The organism is Pseudomonas sp. H11T01, from assembly GCF_048515765.1.
Classification (GTDB): domain Bacteria; phylum Pseudomonadota; class Gammaproteobacteria; order Pseudomonadales; family Pseudomonadaceae; genus Aquipseudomonas.
On the sequence record NZ_JBLYED010000003.1, the window covers coordinates 61,906 to 85,386 of the forward strand.

The 23,481-nt window shown below is 61.5% G+C and carries 21 protein-coding genes; 8 read left to right on the top strand and 13 right to left on the bottom strand.

All coding sequences use genetic code 11. The annotated features are described in order from the left end of the window. Positions 1-100 precede the first annotated feature (100 nt). Complete coding sequence (locus ACN1C3_RS04765; RefSeq protein WP_419114641.1) at positions 101-1,051, bottom strand: Ppx/GppA family phosphatase; 951 nt, start codon at positions 1,049-1,051, stop codon at positions 101-103. Between the two features lie 125 nt (positions 1,052-1,176). Here ACN1C3_RS04765 and ACN1C3_RS04770 point away from each other — a divergent pair, with 125 nt between their 5' ends. The 5 genes from ACN1C3_RS04770 (at position 1,177) to ACN1C3_RS04790 (ending at position 4,877) form a co-directional block, all read left to right on the top strand. Beyond that, entirely contained in the window at positions 1,177-1,377 is a 201-nt protein-coding gene (locus ACN1C3_RS04770) for a hypothetical protein (protein WP_419114642.1), read from the top strand. 71 nt (positions 1,378-1,448) lie between these two features. Next, the gene (locus ACN1C3_RS04775) at positions 1,449-1,574 is read left to right on the top strand and encodes a hypothetical protein (RefSeq protein WP_419114643.1); all 126 of its coding nucleotides are present in this window, start codon (positions 1,449-1,451) and stop codon (positions 1,572-1,574) included. A 163-nt stretch (positions 1,575-1,737) separates the two neighbouring features. Continuing rightward, entirely contained in the window at positions 1,738-2,268 is a 531-nt protein-coding gene (locus tag ACN1C3_RS04780; protein WP_419114644.1) for a sugar dehydrogenase complex small subunit, read from the top strand. A gap of 11 nt (positions 2,269-2,279) precedes the next feature. After that, positions 2,280-3,905 carry a GMC family oxidoreductase gene (locus ACN1C3_RS04785; RefSeq protein ID WP_419114645.1) on the top strand — a complete coding sequence of 542 codons (1,626 nt, stop codon included), beginning with the start codon at positions 2,280-2,282 and terminating at the stop codon, positions 3,903-3,905. 393 nt (positions 3,906-4,298) lie between these two features. Next, positions 4,299-4,877 (top strand): SH3 domain-containing protein, encoded by a 579-nt coding sequence (locus ACN1C3_RS04790; protein WP_419114646.1) that lies wholly within the window; start codon positions 4,299-4,301, stop codon positions 4,875-4,877. Positions 4,878-5,080: 203 nt separating this feature from the next. On the opposite strand, the gene ACN1C3_RS04795 is transcribed toward ACN1C3_RS04790, so the two are convergent. From ACN1C3_RS04795 to ACN1C3_RS04835, 9 genes are all read right to left on the bottom strand, one after another. Next, positions 5,081-5,419 (bottom strand): carboxymuconolactone decarboxylase family protein, encoded by a 339-nt coding sequence (locus ACN1C3_RS04795; protein WP_419114647.1) that lies wholly within the window; start codon positions 5,417-5,419, stop codon positions 5,081-5,083. Between the two features lie 37 nt (positions 5,420-5,456). Then, on the bottom strand, positions 5,457-7,445 hold the full coding sequence (locus ACN1C3_RS04800; protein ID WP_419114648.1) for a thioredoxin domain-containing protein: 1,989 nt from the start codon (positions 7,443-7,445) through the stop codon (positions 5,457-5,459). A gap of 24 nt (positions 7,446-7,469) precedes the next feature. Next, the gene (gene sufT / locus ACN1C3_RS04805) at positions 7,470-8,066 is read right to left on the bottom strand and encodes a putative Fe-S cluster assembly protein SufT (RefSeq protein WP_419114649.1); all 597 of its coding nucleotides are present in this window, start codon (positions 8,064-8,066) and stop codon (positions 7,470-7,472) included. A 6-nt stretch (positions 8,067-8,072) separates the two neighbouring features. Next, on the bottom strand, positions 8,073-8,531 hold the full coding sequence (sufU, locus tag ACN1C3_RS04810; protein WP_419114650.1) for a Fe-S cluster assembly sulfur transfer protein SufU: 459 nt from the start codon (positions 8,529-8,531) through the stop codon (positions 8,073-8,075). After that, positions 8,528-9,802, bottom strand: coding sequence for a SufS family cysteine desulfurase (locus tag ACN1C3_RS04815; protein WP_419114651.1), 1,275 nt, complete (start codon positions 9,800-9,802; stop codon positions 8,528-8,530). The genes sufU and ACN1C3_RS04815 overlap by 4 nt, the downstream gene beginning before the upstream one ends. Further along, positions 9,799-11,124, bottom strand: coding sequence for a Fe-S cluster assembly protein SufD (sufD, locus tag ACN1C3_RS04820; RefSeq protein ID WP_419114652.1), 1,326 nt, complete (start codon positions 11,122-11,124; stop codon positions 9,799-9,801). The genes ACN1C3_RS04815 and sufD overlap by 4 nt, the downstream gene beginning before the upstream one ends. Beyond that, positions 11,121-11,885 (bottom strand): Fe-S cluster assembly ATPase SufC, encoded by a 765-nt coding sequence (sufC, locus tag ACN1C3_RS04825; protein WP_419114653.1) that lies wholly within the window; start codon positions 11,883-11,885, stop codon positions 11,121-11,123. The genes sufD and sufC overlap by 4 nt, the downstream gene beginning before the upstream one ends. Before the next feature lie 15 nt (positions 11,886-11,900). Continuing rightward, on the bottom strand, positions 11,901-13,349 hold the full coding sequence (gene sufB / locus ACN1C3_RS04830; protein WP_419114654.1) for a Fe-S cluster assembly protein SufB: 1,449 nt from the start codon (positions 13,347-13,349) through the stop codon (positions 11,901-11,903). Positions 13,350-13,828: 479 nt separating this feature from the next. Further along, on the bottom strand, positions 13,829-14,146 hold the full coding sequence (locus tag ACN1C3_RS04835; protein ID WP_419114655.1) for a Rieske (2Fe-2S) protein: 318 nt from the start codon (positions 14,144-14,146) through the stop codon (positions 13,829-13,831). A gap of 212 nt (positions 14,147-14,358) precedes the next feature. On the opposite strand from ACN1C3_RS04835, the gene ACN1C3_RS04840 reads away from it, so the two are divergent. The 3 genes from ACN1C3_RS04840 to ACN1C3_RS04850 are packed head-to-tail and all read left to right on the top strand — an operon-like array spanning position 14,359 to position 18,294. Beyond that, a complete protein-coding gene (locus ACN1C3_RS04840; RefSeq protein WP_419114656.1) occupies positions 14,359-15,732 on the top strand; it encodes a glutamine synthetase family protein in 1,374 nt (457 codons plus the stop codon). A gap of 7 nt (positions 15,733-15,739) precedes the next feature. Beyond that, complete coding sequence (locus ACN1C3_RS04845) at positions 15,740-17,131, top strand: aldehyde dehydrogenase family protein (RefSeq protein WP_419114657.1); 1,392 nt, start codon at positions 15,740-15,742, stop codon at positions 17,129-17,131. 2 nt (positions 17,132-17,133) lie between these two features. Beyond that, positions 17,134-18,294: an iron-containing alcohol dehydrogenase gene (locus ACN1C3_RS04850; RefSeq protein ID WP_419114658.1), complete on the top strand. Its 1,161-nt coding sequence runs from the start codon at positions 17,134-17,136 to the stop codon at positions 18,292-18,294. A gap of 53 nt (positions 18,295-18,347) precedes the next feature. Here ACN1C3_RS04850 and ACN1C3_RS04855 read toward each other — a convergent pair whose 3' ends face one another. The 3 genes from ACN1C3_RS04855 to bcsZ form a co-directional block, all read right to left on the bottom strand. Beyond that, entirely contained in the window at positions 18,348-18,818 is a 471-nt protein-coding gene (locus ACN1C3_RS04855) for a YbhB/YbcL family Raf kinase inhibitor-like protein (protein WP_419114659.1), read from the bottom strand. A 114-nt stretch (positions 18,819-18,932) separates the two neighbouring features. Beyond that, a complete protein-coding gene (gene bcsC, locus ACN1C3_RS04860) occupies positions 18,933-22,382 on the bottom strand; it encodes a cellulose synthase complex outer membrane protein BcsC (RefSeq protein WP_419114660.1) in 3,450 nt (1,149 codons plus the stop codon). Next, positions 22,370-23,479: a cellulose synthase complex periplasmic endoglucanase BcsZ gene (gene bcsZ, locus ACN1C3_RS04865; protein ID WP_419114909.1), complete on the bottom strand. Its 1,110-nt coding sequence runs from the start codon at positions 23,477-23,479 to the stop codon at positions 22,370-22,372. Before bcsZ ends, bcsC begins: the two co-directional genes overlap by 13 nt. Positions 23,480-23,481: the final 2 nt, after the last annotated feature.

Below are 23,481 nucleotides of genomic sequence, written 5' to 3' on the forward strand. Positions count from 1 at the left end.
GGCCGCCCTCAATGGCAGCCAAAACTGTTGATTCCCTGCGCAAACACTTCAAATATCGTTGACTGAATAGTGCAAAATCACAACGAATCCGGGGGAGCCGCTACATAGTCGACGAGCCAGGCATCCGCATCAGGCCATGGAGGACACCCATTCTCAAACCTGGTTCGGAAGGGATCATTTCTTCGATGCCTAACACTTTGAAAGCAGCAAGCATTACCGCCAGCCCACCCGGCAAAGTGCTCAATCGTTGTGCTTGCAGGCCAGCCAGTTTCAACTGCTTGACGTGGCCTGCCTCCAGCAAACAAATTGACAAGCGCAACAGGCCTGCATAGGTAATGCCGCCTTGACCATAGGCATTCAGGCCATTGGCCTTGAGAATCTTTGCCAGCATCCTTGCCGTGCCGGAAGAGCCGATGGCTTGCTCCCAGCCCAGCTTGCGATAACGGTGGGCCACTTTTTCAATTTTCTCGCTGGCGATTCGTTCGGCCTCTTGAAGAGAGCGACTGTCAACATGGCCTCCGACAAAGTAGCGCTTGCTAAAACTGCCGCTGCCGATCGCTATGCTTTCAGTCAACAACGGACGGTCACCCTGCCCCACAATGAGTTCGGTAGACCCACCACCGATATCAACGACCAGTCGAACGGCCTGCGCACCAGGCATTGTGTGGGCCACCCCCGCATAGACGAGTTTGGCTTCCTCGCGCCCGGAAATCACATCGATACGGAAACCCAGGCGTTGTTCGGCACCGGCCAGAAACACGTCGCCATTATTGGCCTCACGTACTGCGCTGGTGGCCACAGCGCGAACACGACCAGCCTCGAAATTTTTTAGCTGCTTGCCGAATCGCTCCAGGGCCAGCCACCCCCGCTCCAACGCCAAACCGTCCAGTGCTTTTCCTTGAAACCCTTCCGCGAGACGAACGGGTTCGCGAAAGGTTTTCACTTCCTGAATAACGAGCCGTTGATTGCGCTTGACCTGTTGGCCAATCATCATCCGAAACGCGTTGGAACCGAGATCAACGGCGGCAAACAGCGAAGCGTCACCCTTCATGCAGAATTCCTTTTGCGTTCACGAACCAAGAGCACATCGTCCGCGAGACCATAAAAAGTAGGGGGTGAGCGATCTTGCCACTGGGGCCATGACACTACGATGACATCTGCCGAGCAGGAGTCCGCATGGTGGCCGAACCCTTTATCGTCTGGGTGACGTCCGGTGAGGCCGAGACGCAGGAGCGCGAGCATGGCGGCCCATGGTCCACCAGCCGGGTGAAGCAGGGTTCGCTGTTCCTCACCGCAGCGGGTGCGCCCTATGACTTTCGCTGGAAGCGGATGACGTCGCCCAGGCCCTCTCCATTCATCTTGCGCGCAACTATGTAGAGCTCGACGAAGGCTCGCACAAGGAGGCTTCGTCGCTGCCGGGCTTCAAGCTGCGGCGGATCACCGGCTGGATGGCCAAACACATGGCCGAAGAGTTCAGCCTCTCGCGACTGGCCGAACAGGCCGGTATGAGTGAGTTCCACTTCAATCGCCTCATCGTCACGAAGCCAATAGGGCCTCACCGTTACCTCAAATAGCTTCAAAGGTAACGAATGCCACTCACTTGGCCCCGGTCGGATTCCCCAAATATGGGAAAAAAACCCACGACCGCTTATCTGTTCGAGTAACACTCGCCCTTGCTCACGGCCAACCCGTACCTAGACTCATTTTGGTTATAACCGTGTTGAGCAGGTGATCGACATGATTCAAGACGAAACCGAAGCAAGGGCCGAGCATGGCCCGAACAACCCAGAACGGCGCGATCTGCTGCTCGGCCTACTGACCCTCTACTCCCTCTCCCTGATCCCCTGGGAGGTGGTGCAAGCGGCCCAAAATGATGCACGCAGCGCCTTCCGAGCGGTTTCCGAACTCATTACCGGCCGCCGCTCCCTCAGAGGTGGACTGGAGGGCGACATCTTCGAGAAGCTCACCGCCGACGACCCCGATTTTCCTGCAAAGGTCGTGGCGCTGCTGGCGTTGATTGACGAGCGCCGGCTTCATATCGACCTATTGCAGGCGGTCCTGGACGCCGAGTTCCCGGCACTGGCGCCGCTGCCTCGCCAGATCGCCAGCGGATGGTTCCTCGGCGTGGTCGGCAGCGGCTTCAAGGCGCTTACCGTGGCCTACGAACACGCCCTGAATGCGGAAATCGTCGAGGATGTGCTGAAACCTCAGGGCTTCTGCCTGGGTAAACCCGGCGTCTGGGCCCAGCCACCACTCTCACTCTCTTGAGGTTGCATTCCATGTCCGAACAACCACCGCTGTCAACCGATTACGTCGTGATCGGTTCCGGTATCTGTGGCTCGCTGCTGGCCCGACGGCTGGCGCAACAAGGCGCCTCCGTGCTGATCCTCGAGGCGGGCCCGCGCATCAAACGCGACGATATCTTCAAAGCATTCATCGACTCGCCGCGCAAGAAAGACTTCCAGGCACCCTATCCCTTTTCGCCCTGGGCGCCGCATCCGGACTTCCAACCCGTGGACAACGGCTATCTGGTCCAGGCCGGCCCCGACCCCTACCTGGCCGAATACCTGCGCGTGGTCGGCGGCACAACCTGGCATTGGGCGGCGATGGCTTGGCGCCTGGTGCCCAATGACCTGAAAATTCGCAGCCTGTATGGCGTGGGCGTCGACTGGCCGCTCACCTACGACGACCTTGATCCCTTTTACCAGGAGGCGGAAGAAATCATGGGGGTGTCCGCGTCCGAGGCAGAGCACCCCGAATCGCCACGCAGTAAGCCCTTCCCCTTGGAACCGGTGGCCGAACCCTTTGCCATGCGCCGCCTGCGCGAGCGGCTCGATCCGGTCTACAAGGTGGTCGGCAACACCCAGGCACGCAACAGCGTCCCCTTCGGCGGCCGCCCCGCCTGTTGCGGCAGGAACAATTGCATGCCCCTCTGCCCGATCGACGCCCAGTACAACGGCGGGGTGGCCGCCAAAGCGGCCGAGGACGCCGGCGCCCTGCTGACCCCCAATGCTGTGGTCTACAAACTGGAACACGACGACACCGGCCGCATCGTGGCGGCTCATTACTTCGATCCGAACCGGAAGTCCTTCCGGGTCACCGGCAAGACCTTTATCCTCGCCGCCAACGGCATCGAAAGTCCGAAGCTGTTGCTGCTGTCGGCCAGCCCCAAGTACCCCACCGGCCTGGCCAACAGCTCCGACATGGTGGGCCGCAACCTGATGGACCACCCCAGCACCTCGCTGGACTTCGACGTCGGGGAGGCAGTTTGGCTCGGCCGCGGACCACAATTCGTCAGCTCGATCCAGACCTTCCGCGACGGGCCGGAACGCAGCCGACGCGCGGGCTATCGCCTGGACTTCGCCAACGACTCGCGGGTACCGGGCACCACCCAGGCGCTGATCAAGGAGGGGGTTTTCGGTGCCGAGTTCGACAAACGGCTGCGCTTCAGCGCTGCCCACGAAATGAGCGTGAAGAACGTACCAGAGGTGCTGCCACACCCGGATAACCGCGTCACCCTGAGCGCCAAGAGAGACTTCCTCGGCATCCCCCAACCCGAGCTGCATTACAAGATCGACGACTACACCAAAGCTGGCGTGGCGGAATCGCGGCTAGATTTCGAGCGAATCGCCGTGCTCATGGGTGGCACCAACCTGCGCTTCAACGACACCTTCTCCAACAACCAGCACATCTGTGGCACGGTGAGCATGGGCATCGACCCGAAAACCTCGGTGGTCGATCAGTTCGGGCGCTCGCACGATCACGAAAACCTGTTCATGGTGGGCACCGGCGTCTTGCCGACCTCAGCCACCTGCAACTCGACGCTGACCGCGGTCGCCGTGGCCCTGCGCACGGCCCAGCACATACTCCCACGGCCCGAGACAACCGCGCGCTCGTCGCACTGAAACCTGTCTGTGCAACAATTCGCGCCGCAACGGCGCACGCCCTTAATGCCCAGGCGCCTGCTCACGATTTCGGTCGTGAGCAGGAGCACAGAGCGGCACTAGAACCTCGACCCTGGCCTTCTCCCGCAGCGGCTTCAGCGCGTTGAGCCAGCAGTTGGCCGCGTACAGGGGGGCGTGCCGAGATAAAGGGGGGGAATTCATTCATTTTGTTCGTAACATATTGTTTTTTATAAAATTTCTCTCTCGGCTATATTCCTGATCAGAACTGGAGCTGCTTACTCTACAGCGCGCTTTATTGCGGTGTCCGACCTGGACAAGAGCGAGCTCGAAGCCTTCGGTCAACTGGTTGAAAAAGGGATGTAGAATTATTTCTCGGTACAGAGGGCCCGAGACATGAAACCGATTATCTACTTGATCATTGGAGTGCTTGCGTGCCTGTTCACTCCCGTGACGTTTGCTCAGGACCAGTTTGCCTACACCGTTTCCAACAGCGTCCTCAGAACCGGCCCGGACCTCGCCTATCCACCCATCATGACCGTACCTCGGGGCTCGACGCTGACGATCTATGGCTGCCTCAGTGACTGGCAGTGGTGCGATGTCAGCTGGCATGGCGAACGCGGTTGGATAGCGGGCAACTTACTTGAGTACGATTACTCCGGGCGGCGCGTGGAAACCCCCTACTATGGCGCCCAGATAGGTATGCCCATTCTGATCTTCGGCTTCGATAGCTACTGGAACCGCCACTACCGCGATCGAGACTGGTACCGCCATCGTGCTCACTGGCGTCACATACACATGCTTTCACGGCCACAGCAGCCGCAGCCGCAGCCGCAACAGAGACTGCCTCAACAGCAGCACGAGGCGGGACAGCTGCCGCATCAGCCGCAGCAACAACCGCAGCCGCAGCCGCAGCCGCAACAGAAACCGCAACGCCAGCAGTATCCGTCTCAGCCGCAAGGGCCCCAGCAATGAAAACGGCGCATCATCCATCGCTCGAACAAAGAGGGCCCGTAGCGTGCGAGCCCTCTTTGTCGATCAATCGCCATGATCGACCCATGGCCTGTTTACTGCCGGCATGACCGATGTCGATCCTCGCGACGCTGGCGCCGCCTCGGGATTGGTCAACGTGGCACACCTCGCTATTCAACCTGTCTCAGGTTCACACCCGTCTCAAATTACTCAGGCACAGACTTACCGCCTCTCTCAATCACATCATCCGCCCAGCTAATGGCCGCAACGACGGTCGGGAAACCAATGGTGCTCGTCAGTGAGATCAGTGTGTGGTGGATCTGCTCTGTCGTGGCGCCCGCTTCCAGTGCCCGTCGGGTATGACTGTGCACTGCGCCCTCGGAGCGGATGGCCGCCGCGGCACTGAGCTGGATCAGCTGGACGACTTTCTCGTCCAGCGGGCCGGCGTGATGTGCAGCTGCACCCAAGGCCTGCACCGCGCCAAAGTAATCCGGGTATTGCTGTTTGAGACGTTGGTAGATGTTGTGCTCTCTCTTGCTTTGCATCGTTGTCTCCTCGCGCTGGTGGTCAAGTTCTCGCCCTTCACTTCAGGCAGCGCTCTACGAGCTCATCGGCGCGGGTAACCGGGAGTTCGCAGGTGCGGTTTCGGCACACATAGGCGCTGGTTTTCCCTGCGAGCGTCTGCCGGCCCTGGCCGATGGGCACATCCTCGGCAAACGCCAGGACGCGTGCTGGCAGGTAACGGCGCTGCAGGCTCGCCACTAACGCTCTGGCTTCTGAGCGTTCGCCTGCGATGACGATGCTGATCGGACCACGCTGTACGAAGTCCTGCGCCGCCAGGAGATGGGCGAAGCCGAAAGGATTATGAGCGGCTGCGGCGCGGTACTTCGCCAACACCTGCTCGGCACGCTCCCGGTAAAGCTCGCGGCCGGTGAGTTCAAAGAGTCGCAAGAAAGCGAACACGCTGGTCGAGGTGCCCGACGGCCAGGCAGAGTCGTGCGGCGCACGTGGCCTGTGCACCAGCGGCTCGCCATCCCTGGGCGTGAAGTAGAGCCCGTCCTCCCAGAACTTCTCGAGGATCAGCTCGACCAGCTGCGTGGCGCGTTCGAGATAACGCTGATCGAAGTCGCACTCGTAGAGATCGATCAAGGCATTAGCGAGAAAGGCATAGTCATCGAGGAAACCTGGAACCTTGGCCGTACCCTCCCGCCAAGCCCGGTACAGGCCACCCTCGGGAGTCGAAAGTCGGTCCAGAATGAAATCGGCGGCGCGCCTCGCGGCGTCCAGGTGGGTGGTGGTTCCGGTCGCCTGGTAGGCGGCGCAGAGGCCCTGGATCATTAACGCGTTCCAGCCGGTGAGGATGTTTTCGTCGCGCCCCGGACGAATGCGCCGGGCACGCGCCTCCAACAACTTGCCACGCAGGTCCGCCAGTTGCACGTGCTGCGCCGCATCCAGTGCGGCGGCGCGGTGCAGCACGGTGGTGCCATGCTCGAAGTTGCCGGTAGCTGTCACGCCGTAGGCCCGACAGGCCAGCGCGGCGTCTGGGTCGCCGAGGACGGCCCGCACCTGTGCCGGTGTCCACACATAGAATTTGCCTTCTTCACCCTCGCTGTCGGCATCCTCGCTGGCGTAGAAACCGCCCTCCGGGTGCGTCATATCACGCAGGATGTAGTCGATCGTTTCCTCGAACACGTCTCGCCAGGCAGGCTTGCCGGTCGCGCGCCAGGCATCGGCATAGAGCTTCACGAGCTGGCCGTTGTCATAGAGCATTTTTTCGAAATGGGGCACGGCCCAGCGCTCATCCACGCAATAGCGAGCAAAGCCGCCGCCCAGATGATCGTAGAGGCCACCGGCTGCCATGCCATCAAGGGTCAGCTCCACGGAATGCAGCAAGTCCGGCTCATGTAGACGCTGATAGAGCCGCAGGACGAGATCATGGCAGGCCGGGTTGGGAAACTTCGGTGCGTTGCCCAGACCACCGTGCACAGGGTCGGTGTTTTTGGCAAACAGCCGGGCAGCGGCGGCCGGTTGGTCTGGCTCCAGCGGCGTGTCGCCCTCCAGCATTTGCGTCTCCAGGGTGCGGTAACCCTGGAGGAATTGTTCGACGTTCTGCCGCAGTGCCGCGCGGTTGTTTTGCCAGGCTTCGCTCAGGCCATGCAGGAGCTGGGGGAAGCCAGGCCTGCCATAGCTGTCCTGCGGCGGGAAGTAGGTGCCGCCGAAGAACGGCTCGCGCTGCGGCGTGAGGAACACCGTCAACGGCCAGCCGCCGCCCTGCCCCAGCATCTGCACCACGGTTTGATAAATGTCATCGAGGTCAGGTCGCTCCTGGCGGTCGACTTTGATGTTGATGAAGCGCTCGTTCATCAGCCGCGCAATCTCCGGGTTCTCGAACGACTCGTGGGCCATCACGTGACACCAGTGACAGGCGGCGTAACCCAGCGACAGGTGAATGGGCTTGTCCTCGTCGCGCGCGCGGCGGAACGCCTCCTCGCCCCAGGGATACCAATCGACGGGGTTCTGCGCGTGCTGCCGTAGATAGGGCGAGGTTTCTTTGGCGAGTCGATTGCTCATGGCTGGCTCCTCACAATGGGTTCCTCACAGCAGACCCAACTGCAAACGGGCCGCATCAGACATGCGGCTTTGATCCCAGGGTGGCTCCCAGACGATTTCAACCTCGACCTCGCTGACCCCGGGGAGGGTCTGGACCCTGGCGCGCGCGTCCTCCTTCAGGATGTCGCCCATCCCGCAACCGGGCGCGGTCATGGACATCTTGATTTCGACTCGTTGGCCGCCGTCGGCGAGTGGCCGGGCTTCGCATTGGTAGATCAGCCCGAGATCGACCACGTTGACCGGAATCTCCGGGTCGTAGACGGTCCTTAGCCTGTCGAGCACCTGCTGGATGTCGAAGGCACCGCTCACCTGGGGCTTTCCTTCCAGAGGAACATCCAGACCCAGGGCATCGGCGTCAGCGGCGGCGATCCGCGCCAGCCGGCCCCCGGCGATCTGAACCGTGAAGCTGCCACCGAGCGCCTGGGTCACCACCACGCGCTCGCCGCGTCCCAGCTGCAGCCGCTCCCCACGCGGAATCAGGGTCGCCACGCAGTCCCGCGAAAGCTCGATCGGCTGGCGACGGCCCGGCTGGTTCGGGTTGTCGCTGAGGTTAATGTGGGGAATGAATGAATCGGCTGCCATGGCTTATTACTCCGTGGTTACCTGTGAGCCGCCTCCTTCGAGGGCGCTGCGCAGCGTGTGCCAGGCCAGGGTGGCGCACTTGACCCGCACCGGAAACTCCCATACCCCCGAAAGCACCGCGAGTTTGCCGAGTTCCGCAGGCGTCACCCGGGCGTTTGGCCCTTCGGTGAGCAGCATATGCACACGGACAAAGAGTGCCTGCGCTTGCTCCGGCGTCTTCCCCTTGACCGCCAGAGTCATCAAGGACGCCGAGGCCTGGGAGATGGCGCAGCCGACCCCCTGGAAGGCGATGTCCTCGATCACCCCGTCTGCAAGCTTGATATAGATCCTGAGCTGATCGCCGCATAGCGGATTGAAGCCCTCCGCCGTACAGGTAGCATCCTCGAGCTTGCGGAAATTGCGCGGCCGTTTGCCATGGTCGATGACCACGTCCTGGTAGAGATCGCGCAGTTCGTCGTTGCTCATCGAAACACCTCCTGGACCTTGGCCAGACCTGCCACCAGCGCATCGATATCCTGCTCGGTGCTGTAGCAACCGAGCGAAGCGCGGGCGGTAGCGGCCACACCGAAGCGGTTCATCAAGGGCTGTGCGCAATGGTGCCCGGTGCGAATCGCGATCCCCTCGCGGTCGAGGATGGTACCGATATCGTGGGGATGGATACCGTCGAGGACGAACGAGAGGACGCCGACTTTTTCCGCCGCGGTGCCAATCAGCCTGAGGCCGGGCACCGCCGCAAGCGCCTTCAGCGCGTAGGCCTGCACGATCTGCTCATGGGCGGCGATGGCCTCTGGTCCCAGCTCGCCGAGGAAATCGATCGCCGCGCCGAGGCCTATCGCGCCGGCCATGTTCGGCGTCCCCGCTTCGAACTTGTATGGCGGTTTGTTGTAGACGGTCTTCTCGAAGCTGACCGAGAGGATCATATCGCCGCCGCCCTGGTAAGGCGGCATGGCTTCGAGCAGATCGTGGCGGCCATAGAGCACACCGATGCCAGTAGGACCGTACATCTTATGACCCGACAGGGCATAGAAATCGCAGCCCAGCGCTCGCACATCGACCTTAACGTGGGGAGCCGCCTGGGCGCCGTCGACCAGTACGCGCACGCCCCGGGCATGGGCGAGTTCGACAATGCGCCGGATCGGGTTGATGGTGCCGAGCACATTTGAAACATGGGTGACGGCCACCAGCCGAGTCCTGGGCCCGATCAACCGTTCCAGCTCATCGAGCAAGAGTTCACCAGCATCGTCGATGGGCGCCACCCGCAGCCGGGCGCCGGTCTGCTCGCAGAGCATCTGCCAGGGCACGATATTGGAGTGGTGCTCCATGGCGCTGATCAGCACTTCGTCACCCGCGCGAACTTGAGCCTTGCCATAGGTTTGCGCCACGAGATTGATCGCTTCAGTCGTGCCGCGGACGAAGACAATCTCTTCGACGTGCTCGGCATTGAGGAAGCCCTGGATTTTGGCGCGAGCCTTCTCGTACTCCTCGGTGGCGCGCACGGAGAGGTAGTGCACGCCACGGTGCACGTTGGCGTTCTCCTTCAAGAAGAAGTGCGACATGGCATCGATGACCGCCTGCGGCTTCTGGCTGGTCGCGGCGCTGTCGAGGTAAATCAGCGGCTTGCCATAGATCGTCTCCGCGAGGATCGGAAACGCCTGGCGCACACGCTCGACGTCGTAGCCTGGCGCAAGGTCGAGCTGTTTCGAGAGTGCCTGAAGGCTGCTTTCGAGGTCATTCATGCTGACACCTCCAGGCCCCGCAGCTGCGCGGCGACCAGTCGCTCGACATGGGCCCGCAGCGGCTCCAGGTGAATGAGCTCCAACATCTCGCTGACGAACGCAAAGGTCAGCAAAGACTGCGCTGCCGCCAGGGGAATTCCCCGCGAGCGCAGGTAGAAAATAGCCTGCTCATCCAGTTGGCCGACGGCAGCTCCGTGAGCGCACTTGACGTCATCGGCGAAAATCTCCAACCGTGGCTGGGTGTTGACCTGAGCCAATGTCGACATCAAAAGATTTTTGTTGGTCTGGCTGGCGTCCGTCTTCATCGCACCCGGGCGCACGATGATCCGCCCATCGAAAACCCCGTGCCCTCGATCATCGATCACACCTTTATAGAGTTCGCGGCTGGTGCAGCGTGGTGCCAGATGCTCGATGGTCGTCTGGTTGTCCAGGTGCTGCTCGCCCCGGGGCAGGTACAGGCCGTTCAGGGCGACCTGCGCGCCGGGGCCCTCGAGCACGACCCGCACTTCCTGCCGTGCGAGCGCCGCGCCGAGTGCAAAGGAGTGCGCGGCAAAGTGACTGCCCTGAGCCTGGCGCACGCTGAGCAGCGCGACATGGAACGCCGCCGTGCTCTCGTTCTGCACGGTGTAATGATCGAGCGCCGCGTCCGCGCCGAGCACCACCTCGCTGACAGCATTGCTGAGGTAGACCTCGCCGCCGCTGCCGACGTGGCTTTCCACGATGGTCGCGCGGCTCCCTGCCCCCACCCGCACCAAGGCGCGCGAATACGCCACCCGTGGCGTGGCGCCCGGGTCCGAGAGGAACACCAGGTGAATTGGTTTTTCGAACGTTGTATGGGCGGGTATCTGCACCAGCGCGCCGTCCTCGGCAAGGGCCGCATTGAGCGCCGTGAAAGCCTGCGGCTGCGTGCGGAATGCATGGGCGAACAGGGCTTCGAGCCCACGGTCTGCTCGCAGCCGCGTCGCGAGAGGGCTCACCTGGGTACCGGGGGGTAGCGCCTCAAGCACCGAAAACTCAGCGGCGAAATAGCCATTGACGAAGACCAGCCGCGGGCCGCCATAGTTACCGATGAGCCCCGCGACGCTGGCGGCGGACAGGCGTTGGCTCGTGCCCGGCTCGGCTGGCAGGAAAGAGGTTTCCAGGATGCGCGCGATCCGCGTGTACTTCCAGGCCTCGTCCTTGGCCGTGGGAAAGCCGTGTTCGGCCACCCACTGGAACGCTTCGTGGCGCAACGCCTGCAGCCAGGCAGGATGCCGGGCGTCGGCCCTGGGCTCGAGCCCGGCGAGAAACGCCGCACCCGCTACGCTCGCTGCGGAGTTCATGGCCTGGCTCCGGGCGCTGCAGGATCCTGCTCATAGCTCGCGTAGCCGTGCTTCTCGAGTTCGACCGCCAGCGCCTTGTCGCCGGACTGCACGATCCGCCCGTTGGCCATGACGTGGACGTGGTCCGGGACTATGTAGTCGAGCAGTCGCTGGTAGTGCGTGATAACCAGCAGCGCGCGGTCTTTACTGCGCAATGCGTTGACCCCGGCCGCGACGATCCGCAGCGCGTCGATGTCGAGGCCCGAGTCGGTCTCGTCAAGGATCGCCAGTTTGGGTTCCAGAATCGCCATCTGGAAAATCTCGTTGCGCTTCTTCTCGCCGCCAGAAAAATCCACGTTGACGGAGCGGTTCATGAAGCTCTGGTCCATCTCGACCAGCGCCATGCGCTCCTTGGCGAGCGCGAGGAAATCCAGCGCGTCGAGCTCTTCGAGCCCGCGCTGCTTGCGCACGGCGTTGAGGGCTGTGCGCAGGAAGTAGAGGTTGCCGACGCCGGGGATCTCCACCGGGTACTGAAAGGCCAGGAAAATACCGGCAACCGCACGCGCCTCCGCCGGCATGGCGAGCAGATCCTGGCCCTCGTAAAGCACCTCGCCGCTGACCTCGTAGGTATCCAGGCCCGCCAATACTTGGGCCAGCGTGCTTTTGCCGGAGCCGTTCGGCCCCATGATCGCGTGCACCTCGCCGGCGCCGACCCGCAGCGTGATGCCCCGCAGGATTTCACGGCCCTCGACACTGGCGTGCAGATTATTGATCTCAAGCATGCTCCACCCCGGGCCTCAGCCCACGCAGCCCTCCAGGCTCACGCCCAGCAGTTTCTGGGCTTCCACCGCGAACTCCATCGGCAGTTCCTTGAGCACTTCGCGGCAGAAGCCGTTGACGATCATCGGCACTGCATCCTCCGCGCTGATGCCGCGCTGCCGGCAGTAGAAGAGCTGCTCATCGCTGATCTTCGAGGTGGAGGCTTCGTGTTCGACCTGGGCACTCGAGTTCTTCACCTCGACATAGGGGAAGGTGTGCGCGCCACATTGGCTGCCCAGCAGCAGCGAGTCGCACTGCGTATGGTTGCGGGCGCCGGTCGCGGCCTTCTGGATCTTCACCAGACCGCGGTAGGTGTTCTGTCCATGGCCGGCGGAAATCCCCTTGGAAAGGATAGTGCTGCGCGTGTGCCGGCCGATGTGGATCATCTTGGTGCCGGTGTCCGCCTGCTGGTGGTTGGCCGTCAGGGCGACCGAGTAGAACTCGCCGACCGAATAATCGCCCTGGAGAATCACCCCCGGATACTTCCAGGTGATGGCGGAGCCGGTCTCGACCTGAGTCCAGGAGATCTTCGAATGCGCGCCTGCGCACTTGCCGCGCTTGGTGACGAAGTTGAAGATGCCGCCGCGCCCTTGTGCATCGCCCGGGTACCAGTTCTGCACCGTGGCGTACTTGATCTGGGCATTATCCAGTGCGACCAGCTCAACCACCGCCGCGTGCAGCTGGTTATTGTCGCGCATCGGCGCGGTGCAGCCCTCGAGGTAGCTCACATAGGCGCCCTCCTCTGCGACGATCAGCGTGCGCTCGAACTGGCCGGTATCCGCGGCGTTGATGCGAAAGTACGTCGACAGTTCCATTGGGCAGCGCACGCCCTTGGGCACGTAGCAAAAGGAGCCATCGGAAAACACCGCCGAGTTCAGTGTGGCAAAGAAGTTGTCGCTGTAGGGAACGACCGAACCCAGGTATTTGCGCACCAGTTCCGGATGGTTTTGCACAGCTTCGGAGAAGGAGCAGAAGATCACGCCGACCTCGGCGAGTTTGTGCTTGAAGGTGGTCGCCACCGAGACCGAATCGACCACGGCGTCCACAGCGACGCCTGTCAGGCGCTCCTGCTCGGCGAGCGAGATGCCGAGCTTGCCAAACATCTCGCGCAACTCGGGATCGACCTCGTCGAGGCTACTGGGCCCCGGCGTTTTCGGCTTGGGTGCCGAGTAATAGATGATGTTCTGGTAGTCGATCGGCTCGTAGTGGACGTTCTGCCAGGTGGGCTCGCGCATCGTCAGCCAGTGGCGGTATGCCTTCAGGCGCCAGTCCAGCAGCCACTGCGGCTCGTTCTTCTTCGCCGAGATCAGGCGGATAACGTCTTCGTTGAGCCCGCGCGGTGCCGCATCGCTCTCAAAATCAGAGACAAAGCCGTACTTGTACGCCCGGCTGCTGAGTTCGCGGATACCGGCATTGTCAGTGCTCATCGCTGACTCCTCCTGCTGCTGGCAGGACGATTCGATCTTTTTACTATACTCCTTCCCTATCTTGCGGCGCGTGCGAGATCGTCAAGATCGCAGCCTTCCACAAACCGGCCGGCCGGCCGGCCGGTAGGCCGCCTCGCTTTGGCTTTGGCTTTTGATCTACCCGCCCCTTCGGAAGGCCGAGTGGAGGCGTTCATCAGGGGGTAGGCGCGAAGCGCCGTTCGACGAAGTCGAACACATCGAGAGGAGGTCGAAGCGAAGCCGACCGGAGGCGATGCCCCTTGATGAATGCCGGAGCAAGGGAACGCGGAGCTTTAGCGACGTGCCGTACGCTTGGGGCGAAGACCTTTGGTTACTTTGGGCTGGGCCGGCACTCCGGCGTTTGCCAAAGTGACACGCTGTAAGAGCGTAACCCTAAGCGGCCGTTACCGCAGAAGTGGATATGTACACCCGCAAGAGACAGGCCGGCTGTCAGGCCGCCATCAGGAATCAGGCAATTGCCGCACCAGGATGTCGTTACCGTCCACCCGAACCTCGAACTGCTCGACTTGATAAGCCGATTCCGTGAGGCATTCGCCGCTGATCACGTCGAACTCATAGGCATGTATGGGGCACGTCACGACACTGCCGCAGAGCGTGCCTTCCCCCAGCGGGCCGTCCTCGTGGGGGCAGGTGTTATGGATGGCAAAATACCGGCCGTCCACATTGAACAGCGCAACGGGCGTTCCCCCCAGGTTCACGGTCTTACCGGTACCCGGTTCGATATCGCCCACGCAGGCGACCTTGACGAATTCACTCATGGTGCCACTCCTCTTCATTATCATTTTAGCTTCTGAATCTACTGCCGATTCGTCAGGTTTCGATCCCCCGGACTTGCGCACCGCCGCAGTAAGCTAAGCTTCTAGCAGCTCATTGCTCACGATGCTCGCTCCTGCAGGTTTTGGGTTTTTCTGAAGAGCGTCTGCAACAGCTATTTCAGACAGGCCCAAACATTTCACGCAGGACTGACGTGATGACCGAGCCCCTCCTCAGCTTCGAAGAACTCAAGCTCGCCGCTACCGCAGGCGATATCGATACCGTGCTGGTCTGCATGGTCGATATGCAGGGGCGACTGGTCGGCAAGCGATTCCAGGTCGAGTTTTTCATCGACAGCGGCCATGAAGAAACCCACTGCTGCAATTACCTGCTGGCCGACGACATCGACATGGAGCCAGTGCCGGGTTACGCCGCTGCCAGTTGGAGCAAAGGCTATGGCGATTTTGTGCTGAAACCCGACATGGCCACGTTGCGTCGCGTGCCTTGGCTGGAATGCACGGCGCTGGTGCTCTGCGACGTGCTCGATCATCACCATCGGCGCGACCTGCCCCACAGCCCGCGTGCGATCCTGAAAAAGCAGGTCGAGCGCCTGCGCGAGCGCGGCTACATGGGTATGTTCGCCTCTGAGCTGGAGTTCTATCTGTTCGACGAGAGTTACGAGGCCATCCACGAGCGCAATTACCACAAACCAAAGACGGCCGGTCACTACATCGAGGACTACAACATCCTGCAGACCACCCGCGAAGAGCCGGTGCTCCGAGCGATTCGCAAACATCTGCAGGCCTGCGGCATTCCCGTGGAAAACTCCAAGGGTGAATGGGGCCCGGGTCAGGAAGAGATCAACATCCGTTATGCCGATGCCCTGACCATGGCCGACCATCACGTCATCATCAAGCACGCCTGCAAAGAGATCGCGCAACTGCAGGGCAAGGCGATCACGTTCATGGCCAAGTGGCGCTATGACGCCGCCGGCTCCAGCAGCCATATACATAACTCCTTGTGGGACAAGAATGCCAAGAAGCCGCTGTTCTTTGACCCCAAGGCTGAGTTTGGCATGTCGACGCTGATGCGCTCCTGGGTTGCAGGGCAGCTCAAATACGCCAACGACATCACCTGTTTTCTCGCGCCCTACATCAATTCGTACAAGCGCTTTCAGGCCGGCACCTTCGCGCCGACGCGGGCGGTGTGGAGTCGGGACAATCGCACCGCAGGCTTTCGTTTGTGCGCAGAAGGCAGCAAAGCCATCCGCATCGAATGCCGCATCGGTGGCGCGGACCTCAACCCCTATCTGGCCTTCGCCGCCTTGATCGCCGCGGGCCTGGCGGGTATCGACGAGAAGCTCAGCCTCGCACCACCCTTTGAGGGCGATGCCTATGTCGACGAGCACTTGCCTGAAGTGTCGAAGACCCTGCGCGAGGCCTGCGCCGCACTCCGGGCCTCGAGCATGTTGCGCGAGGCGTTCGGTGATGAAGTGATCGACCACTACGTGCACACCGCCGACTGGGAGCAGAAAGAGTACGACCGGCGGATAACCGACTGGGAACTGCAGCGCGGCTTTGAGCGCTATTGAGACCTCCATGACTTCGAAGATTCAGCTCATCTCACCGGTCGATGGCCGGGTCTACGTCGAACGCCACTATGCCGATGCGACGCAACTCGATCAGGCACTGGCGGCAGCAGCAACCGCCCAGGCGTCATGGAAACGCCGGCCACTGAACGAACGCGCCGCTTTTTGCAGTGCTGCGGTGGATGCGATGCTGGCCATGAAGGACGAGATCGTCCCGGAACTGGCCTGGCAGATGGGCCGACCGGTGCGCTATGGCGCTGGCGAGTTGCGCGGTTTCGAAGAGCGTGCCCGGCATATGATTGCCATTGCGCCTGAAGCGTTGGCTGCGGTCGAACCTGCGCCTGTCACCGGTTTCCGGCGCTGCATCAAACGTGAATCCCTAGGTACGGTGCTGGTCGTCGCGCCCTGGAATTACCCCTATCTGACGGCGGTGAATACGATCATTCCGGCGCTGATGGCCGGCAACAGCGTCATTCTCAAACACGCTTCGCAAACGTTGCTGGTCGGCGAACGGTTCGCCGAGGCCTTTCGACGCGCCAATCTGCCCGAAGGACTGTTCCATAACCTGCTGCTCAGTCATCTCTATACCTCGGTGGCCATTGCCTCTGGGCAGGTGCAGCTAGTGAACTTCACCGGTTCGGTCGAGGCTGGCAAAACCATGCAAAGCGCCGCCATTGGGGGATTCATCGGCATGGGCCTGGAGCTCGGCGGCAAAGACCCGGCCTACGTACGGGCAGACGCCAACCTCGAATATGCAGTGGAAAATCTGGTGGACGGCAGCTTCTTCAACTCCGGGCAGAGCTGCTGTGCCGTCGAGCGTATCTATGTCGATGAAAAAATTTACCCGGCCTTTGTCGAGCGCTTCGTCGCCTTGACCCGCCAATACGTGCTGGGCAACCCACTGGACGAAGCCACCACGCTCGGCCCGCTGGTCACGCCGAGCGCCGCTGATTTCGTTCGCGGGCAGATCGCCGAAGCGCTGACACAGGGGGCCAGGGCGTTGATCGATCCAAAAGCTTTTCCCGCCGACGCGCCGGGCAGCGCCTACCTCGCGCCGCAGGTATTGGTGGACGTCACCCATCAAATGTCAGTGATGCGCGAGGAAAGCTTTGGCCCGGTGGTCGGCATCATGCCGGTTGCCAGCGACGACGAAGCCATTGCCTTGATGAACGACAGTGAGTTCGGGCTCAGCGCCTCGATCTGGACCCAGGATCTCGCCGCCGCCGAACGCCTGGGCAACGAGATCGCCACCGGCACCGTGTTTATGAACCGTTGCGATTATCTGGACCCGGCCCTGGCCTGGACCGGGGTGAAGAACAGCGGGCGTGGCGTCACGCTGTCGCGCATGGGCTACGAACACCTGACCCGAGCGAAATCCTTCCATTTGCGCCACGAGATCTGAGCATGAACCTGACCGCGAACTGGAATTACCCCACGAACATCCGCTTCGGTGTCGGCCGCATCGCCGAGCTGGCCGAGATCTGCCGCAGTCAAGGTATCCAGCGACCGTTGCTGGTCACCGACAGTGGCCTGGCGCGGGCGCCGATCACCACGGCGGCGCTGGACTCCTTGCGCGCCGCGGGCCTGGGCGTGGCGCTGTTTTGCGACCTCAAGCCCAATCCGGTCGAAGCTAACCTGGCGGGTGGGCTCGACGCCTGGCGCGCCGGAAAACACGATGGCGTGGTCGCCTTCGGCGGAGGCAGCGGCCTGGATATGGGCAAGCTCATCGCCTTCATGAGCGGCCAGACCCGACCGGTCTGGGATTTTGAAGACATCGGCGACTACTGGACTCGCGCCGACGAAGGCAGCATCGCCCCGATCATCGCGGTGCCGACTACCGCCGGTACGGGCTCCGAGGTGGGCCGTGCGGCGGTGATCATCGACGAGCGTACGCACACCAAACGCATCATCTTCCACCCGAAGATGATGCCGCGCGTGGTCATCAGCGACCCGGCCCTCACCGTCGGCATGCCGGCCAAGGTCACTGCCGGCACGGGCATGGATGCTTTTGCACATTGCCTGGAGTCGTACTGCGCCCCGGGTTTTCATCCCATGGCCGAAGGTATCGCGGTGGAAGGCATACGCCTGGTGGCCAATGCCCTGGTACGGGCAGTACACACCCCCTCTGACCTTGAGGCGAGAGCACAAATGCTCGCGGCGGCCGCCATGGGCGCCACCGCTTTCCAGAAAGGTCTGGGCGCAATTCATGCGCTTTCGCATCCGGTGGGATCTCTGTACGACACCCATCATGGCATGACCAATGCCACGTTCATGCCCTATGTATTGAAGTTTAATCGCCCGGCCATCGAGGAACGCATCACCCGCCTGGCGGCTTATCTGCGTCTGCCGACCCCAGGCTTTGACAGCTTTCTGGCCTTCGTCCTCAAGTTGCGCAAGGACATCGGCGTGCCGCATACGCTGTTTGAACTGGGGGTGGATGATCGGCAGGCCGATCTGATCGCGGACATGGCAATTGTCGACCCCACTGCCGGCGGCAACCCGTTGCCATTGACACGAAATGGCGCGGCAGAAATTTTCGCAGCGGCGTACCACGGCCGTCTGTAGGAGCAGCCGAAGATCAAAAGATCGGCAGCCCGAGCCTTCGGCAGCTCCTACGGTCACCTCGTTTTACGGTAGGTACCTATCAGCTCGGCCTGCGCCAGTACGTGGCCGCGCATTGCGCTTTCAAGTTGGGTCTTGGTGGGCAGCTTCAGGTCTGGCAAGACTATGTCCAGCGCATAAAGCTTGTGAAAATACCGATGGGTGCCGATAGGCGGACAAGGTCCACCGTAGCCGATTTTCTGCCAGTCGTTGAGCCCCTGTAGCGTGCCGGGCGGCAGCGCGTGCAGGTCTTCAGGCAACTCAGTGGTCCCCACAGGCAGGTTATAGAGCACCCAATGGACCCAGATCATCCTGGGGGCCGCGGGATCCGGCGCGTCCGGGTCGTCGACGATCAACGCCAGACTCTGGGTGCCAGGCGGTACACCGCTCCAGGCCAACGGCGGAGAAACATCCTTGCCTTCACAGCTGTAGAGCGCCGGTATCGGACCTTGGGCATGAAAAGCAGGAGACTCAAGCACGAGTGGCATGGTCGTTACCTCTTGTTGACGTGTGTTTGACAACAGACTTGATGCCGCGCAAGCGGGCACCGCTGGCCCCGATATCAAGCACTATAGCCGCGCCACGGCAGTACCGATTTGCCGTTAACGCATGTTCGCATAGGGTGTCACCGGCTCTATGGGTAGCGGCAGGTTGCCTCGCCAGATATCGAAGCTGTACCGCAGGTAGAAAATGACTGCACTCGGTGCGTAAGCATCGCTGTGTTGCCAGGTAATACCCGAGCCAAGGACCATGTGATCAGACAGCCGACGCTCAAACAAGCCTTGCAAACGGATGCTGCTGCCGCTGCTGCTACTCGAACTCGAGGCCAGTCTGCTGCCATCAATGACGTCATAACCCGCGTTTGTGACCAGGCTTTGAAGCTTGGAACCTGAGCTGCCATCAATATTGGAGTGGGACCAGCCCACCGAGCTTTCCAGGTGTACCGACCAGTCGCTGTTGCGCCAGCTGTAGGTCAGCGGAACGCTCACTGAGTAATACTGCTGCGGGCTGTAATAACCGCCATTGCCCAGGGTGTATTCGTCCTGGTTGTTGTCGTACCCCCAATACATCAGCGTCAGTCCGGTGCGCATGCGCTCATCGGCACGATCGATCAATCGGTAGTAATAGCCCGTCATTGCCGAGCGTTTTTGGTTGTCTTCGACATTTTTACCACGCAGCCAATAGGTGCCAAGGCTGGCCCATACACCGTCGACCCCGCCCTGGTCGTGACTCAGACTCAGGGTCAGGCCATTGGAGGTGACGCCACCCCAGCGGATCCCGGTGTTCGGATCGACGGCTCCGGAATAGGACACCACTGAGTTGCTCACAGGTCGACGCGAGGCCGTCAGCGTCCAGCCAAGGGTTTTCCAGTCACTGCTGTAACTGACGCCGCCCAGCCAGTTGGGTATTTCAAAGGTGTCCGGCGTGCGACCCAGGTCGAATGCCCATTGGGAATTACGCCAGCCCAATGCCAGGGTATTGCCGCTGACACTTTGCGATTCGTTCACGCAGCCTTTGGGCAACAGTGCTCCCGTGCTGCTGTTACGCAGCTGCACCGAGCAGGTACCGAAGCTCGTCGTGGTGCGCCCATCTGCATTGGTCGCGAAGCTGTCGGCATTCAGATCGATGTTTTCAGCCTGGAGGAAGCCGTGCCCTTCGGCCAGCGGGGCATCCACTCGCAAGATGCTGGTCTGAGTCACCAGATCGGAGAGCCCCGACGCCGAATTGTCGGTACGCCACCCATAGTCGTGGTACAGGGTGATCGTCGGGTTCTGCTGTTGATACAGCGTGTCGACATCACTGCGTAAGCTGCGGGGCAACCAGCCATCGGCGTCTTGCTCCCGACTCGCCTGGGTCAGCGCACGGTCATCGCGCGGCGCGGCTTGAGCAGACGTCAGCAGACCAGCGGCCGCCATACTCCGGGCGTAATTGTCCAGTGCCTGTTGGGGTTGCTCCTTGGCCATCAAGCGGGCGGCATCGCGGTACAGCAATGGATCGGTCTGTGGCGTTTTCAACATTTGGGCATACAAGGCGTTGGCCTTATCGCGCTCACCGACGGTGGCCCAGGCATTGGCCAGACGACGCTGATACGCCGGGGACTGGCTGGAGGCCGAAGTCGGCCTGAATGCCTCAAGTGCCTGGTGCGCTGGAACCAGCTGACCACTGGCAATCAGGGCCTCGATCAGTCCCAACTGCGCCTCGGCGTTCTGCGGATCCTGCTGCAAGGCGCTGCGGTAGTAACGTTGCGCCTTGTCATATTCGCCACGCTGAACGGACCAGTCGGCCAGCGTGTTGAAATCGTCGACAGTCGGCGCGCGCAGCAGCAGCGCTTCTGCCTGGGCGTCTTTCCCGCTCTCATGCAGCGCCGAGGCCTGGGCCAGTCGTTGTCGACGATGCAGGCGAGCGGCCAGGTCACGCATGTTCTGGTTCCACCTGGACTCCGGTATTTGCGCCAGCGAATCCAGGGCCTCGGTATCGCGTGAAGCACTCGCCAGGTACAGACCATGGGCGTAGCGCGCGTCGCTGTCCTGCCCCTTAAGCTTCAGCAGTTGGCGGAAACTGTCATCGGCGGCCGTGTGCTGACCCAACTCACTCTGGCTGTTAGCCAGGTGATAGGTCAGCCACGGATCATCCGGCGCCAATTCCCTGGCCTTGCTCAACGAGGCTGCAACCTGCGCCCAGTCGGCCCGCTGTGTGGCCACATCGGCCTGCGCCTCCAGACGATCGAGTGCCAGGCTCTTGCGCAAGGCGTCGAACTCACGCCGCTCGGATGGCGACAGGCTGTTTAGGTAGGTTTCGGCTTTCTCTGGCGACTGGGCCTGATACACCCGCACCAATGCGCGTAGGGCACTGCCGTTGTCCGGCGCCAACTTGCGCGCCTTGAGCAGCAGCGCTTCAGCCTTGCTGTCATTGCCTTGTGCATGGGCAACCGCGGCCAGACCGATCAAAGCGCCGACATCGTCGGGTTTCGCGCTACGAGCACGCTCGTAGGCATCCTGGGCGGCGCCGTAATTTTTGCGCTCTAGCGCTTCGTCCCCCTTCTGCAGCAGCATCCATTGGTAATTAGCCGTTTTAAGGTCCGCCCATTTACTGATCCAGCGGGAGTCTTGCTCCTGGCTCAGGGCACTGGTGAAGGCCTGATAGGCGCCTTCGTATTTCTTCTGGCGCATCAGGGCAATACCCAGAGAACCCAGCAGACTGGCGTCCTGCGGGTAGTTGAGCAACGCCCGGCGCAACTCGACTTCGGCGCCGGCATTATTGCCGTCCTCGAGCAGTTTCTTACCGGCTATACCGGCCCGCCAGGCAGGATCGTTCAGCCGTTGCTGCTGGTGCTGCAGTTGATTTTTTGCATCGTCCTTGATGGGCTGATAAGGGTAGTGATCGATGAATTCCTGCCAGGCTTGGGCACTTTTGCTGTCCATCGGCACGTCCAGCAGCTTTTTATATTCGTGCTCCGCATCACGCCTTTGCGCATTCAGCAACCTGTCCATTAGCTTCTGCAATTCGAGGTTGCCAGGGTACTGCTGGTCCAGCTCATGCAATCGTTCGATGGCCAGGTCGCGCTGTGCGGGGATATTGCTACGAACACTCCAAAACTCCATCGTTGTGATGAAGTCTGGCGGTCCCTTTTCGAACAACTGCTCGTAAAGCCTGGCCGACTCTTCGGCACGCCCCGCCGCCGCCAGCAGACGAGCTTCCTGCAAGCGCTTCTGCCCTTCCGGGGTTTGCAGCATGAGCAAGTCCTGCGCGTGTTGCAGTGCTGGCGAATCCGGTGCCTGGCTGCGTAATTGCGCCACGCGTTGTTCGGCCAACACCTTATTTTGCTGCTGCAAGGCCTGACGGACCTTCGCCAGCAGAACTTCAGGATCATTGGGCGCGATCAGTTCCAGACGTGCCAGGGAGTCACGCACAAGGTCTTCGCGATAAGACGCCTCACCCATTCGAACCTGCTCCAACAACCGTTGCTGCTGATCATCGGTGCTCAGTGGTTGGGCCAGCGCAGCACCCGACAGACAACTGAACAACAGTCCCCAAGTGGTTATTTTTTGCATGAGTCAACCCAGCTCGGCATAAGCCGGCCCTGTTTGTCGAATCGATAACGACGCTCATCCCAGCCCTGACCGAACATCGCCAGCGACCGGTTGTAATAGGCATCGGCCTGAGGTGGTTCCTGATGCAGGCGCTCACGCTGAACCTTCAGTGCAACACTGGCCTTAGGGTCACTGGCTAACATCGGCAACAAGGAGGCGGAAAAGCCGACGGGACCGATACCGGTCCAGGCACCCGTGCTGCTGTCGACATACTCGGGCGGGAAGCCTTGATGCGCGGTGGCCTCCATCATCGGCAGAAAGTGTTTGAGCAAATCGGCCCGCCCGGGTGCATCCGGCGCCAGCATGCCGAGCCACAGATACACCCGGATCGCTTCGTAACTTCCACCACTGCCTTTACCAGGGGTCGCGACCCAACCCTGCCCCGCCTGCCAGAGCAACCAGTCGGGGGCCAGGCCCTTGGGCGAGCCTTCTAGCAGCAGTCGTCGAGTGTTGTCGGCCAATTCGGACCAGATCGGCGCCTCTTGGCCGAAACGCGCCAGCAATTGCAATGGCAAGTAACTGGGATTCAGGCGCCAGGCACCCGCAGTGTCGAAGCCAGAGTCACCCGGCAGCAACATCACGCCTAGCCCAGGCAGCTTGCGCAGGCTTTGTGCGGCGCTACGCCAGAGCATATTGCGGCCCAGCGTCGAGTAGTCCGATTGCAGCCAAAGACGCCCGGCTTCGAGCAGGCTGTAGGCGATCCACAGGTCGGCATCGCTGGCGTTGTTGCTATCGAGCACCTGCCAGTGACCGTCCTGATTTTTGCCCCATTGCCAGGCTGGCAAGTGTCGGCTGAGGTTACCCGCGGCGAGATTGTCCTCAGTCCAGCGCAACATTCGAGCGAAGCTTTCCCGATCATTGGCCAGCAAGGCGAAAAACATCCCATAGCCCTGGGCTTCCGAGGTGGTGAGCTCTTGCCCCGTGGAGCGATCGATAACACGACCCTCCTTGCTCAATAACGCTTGCTTGTAGCTGTCCCAGGCTGGCCAGTTACAGGGGTCAGCATTCGCCAGCCCAGCAACGCCCAGCGCTAGGGCAAGCGCGAACATTTCTTTAATCA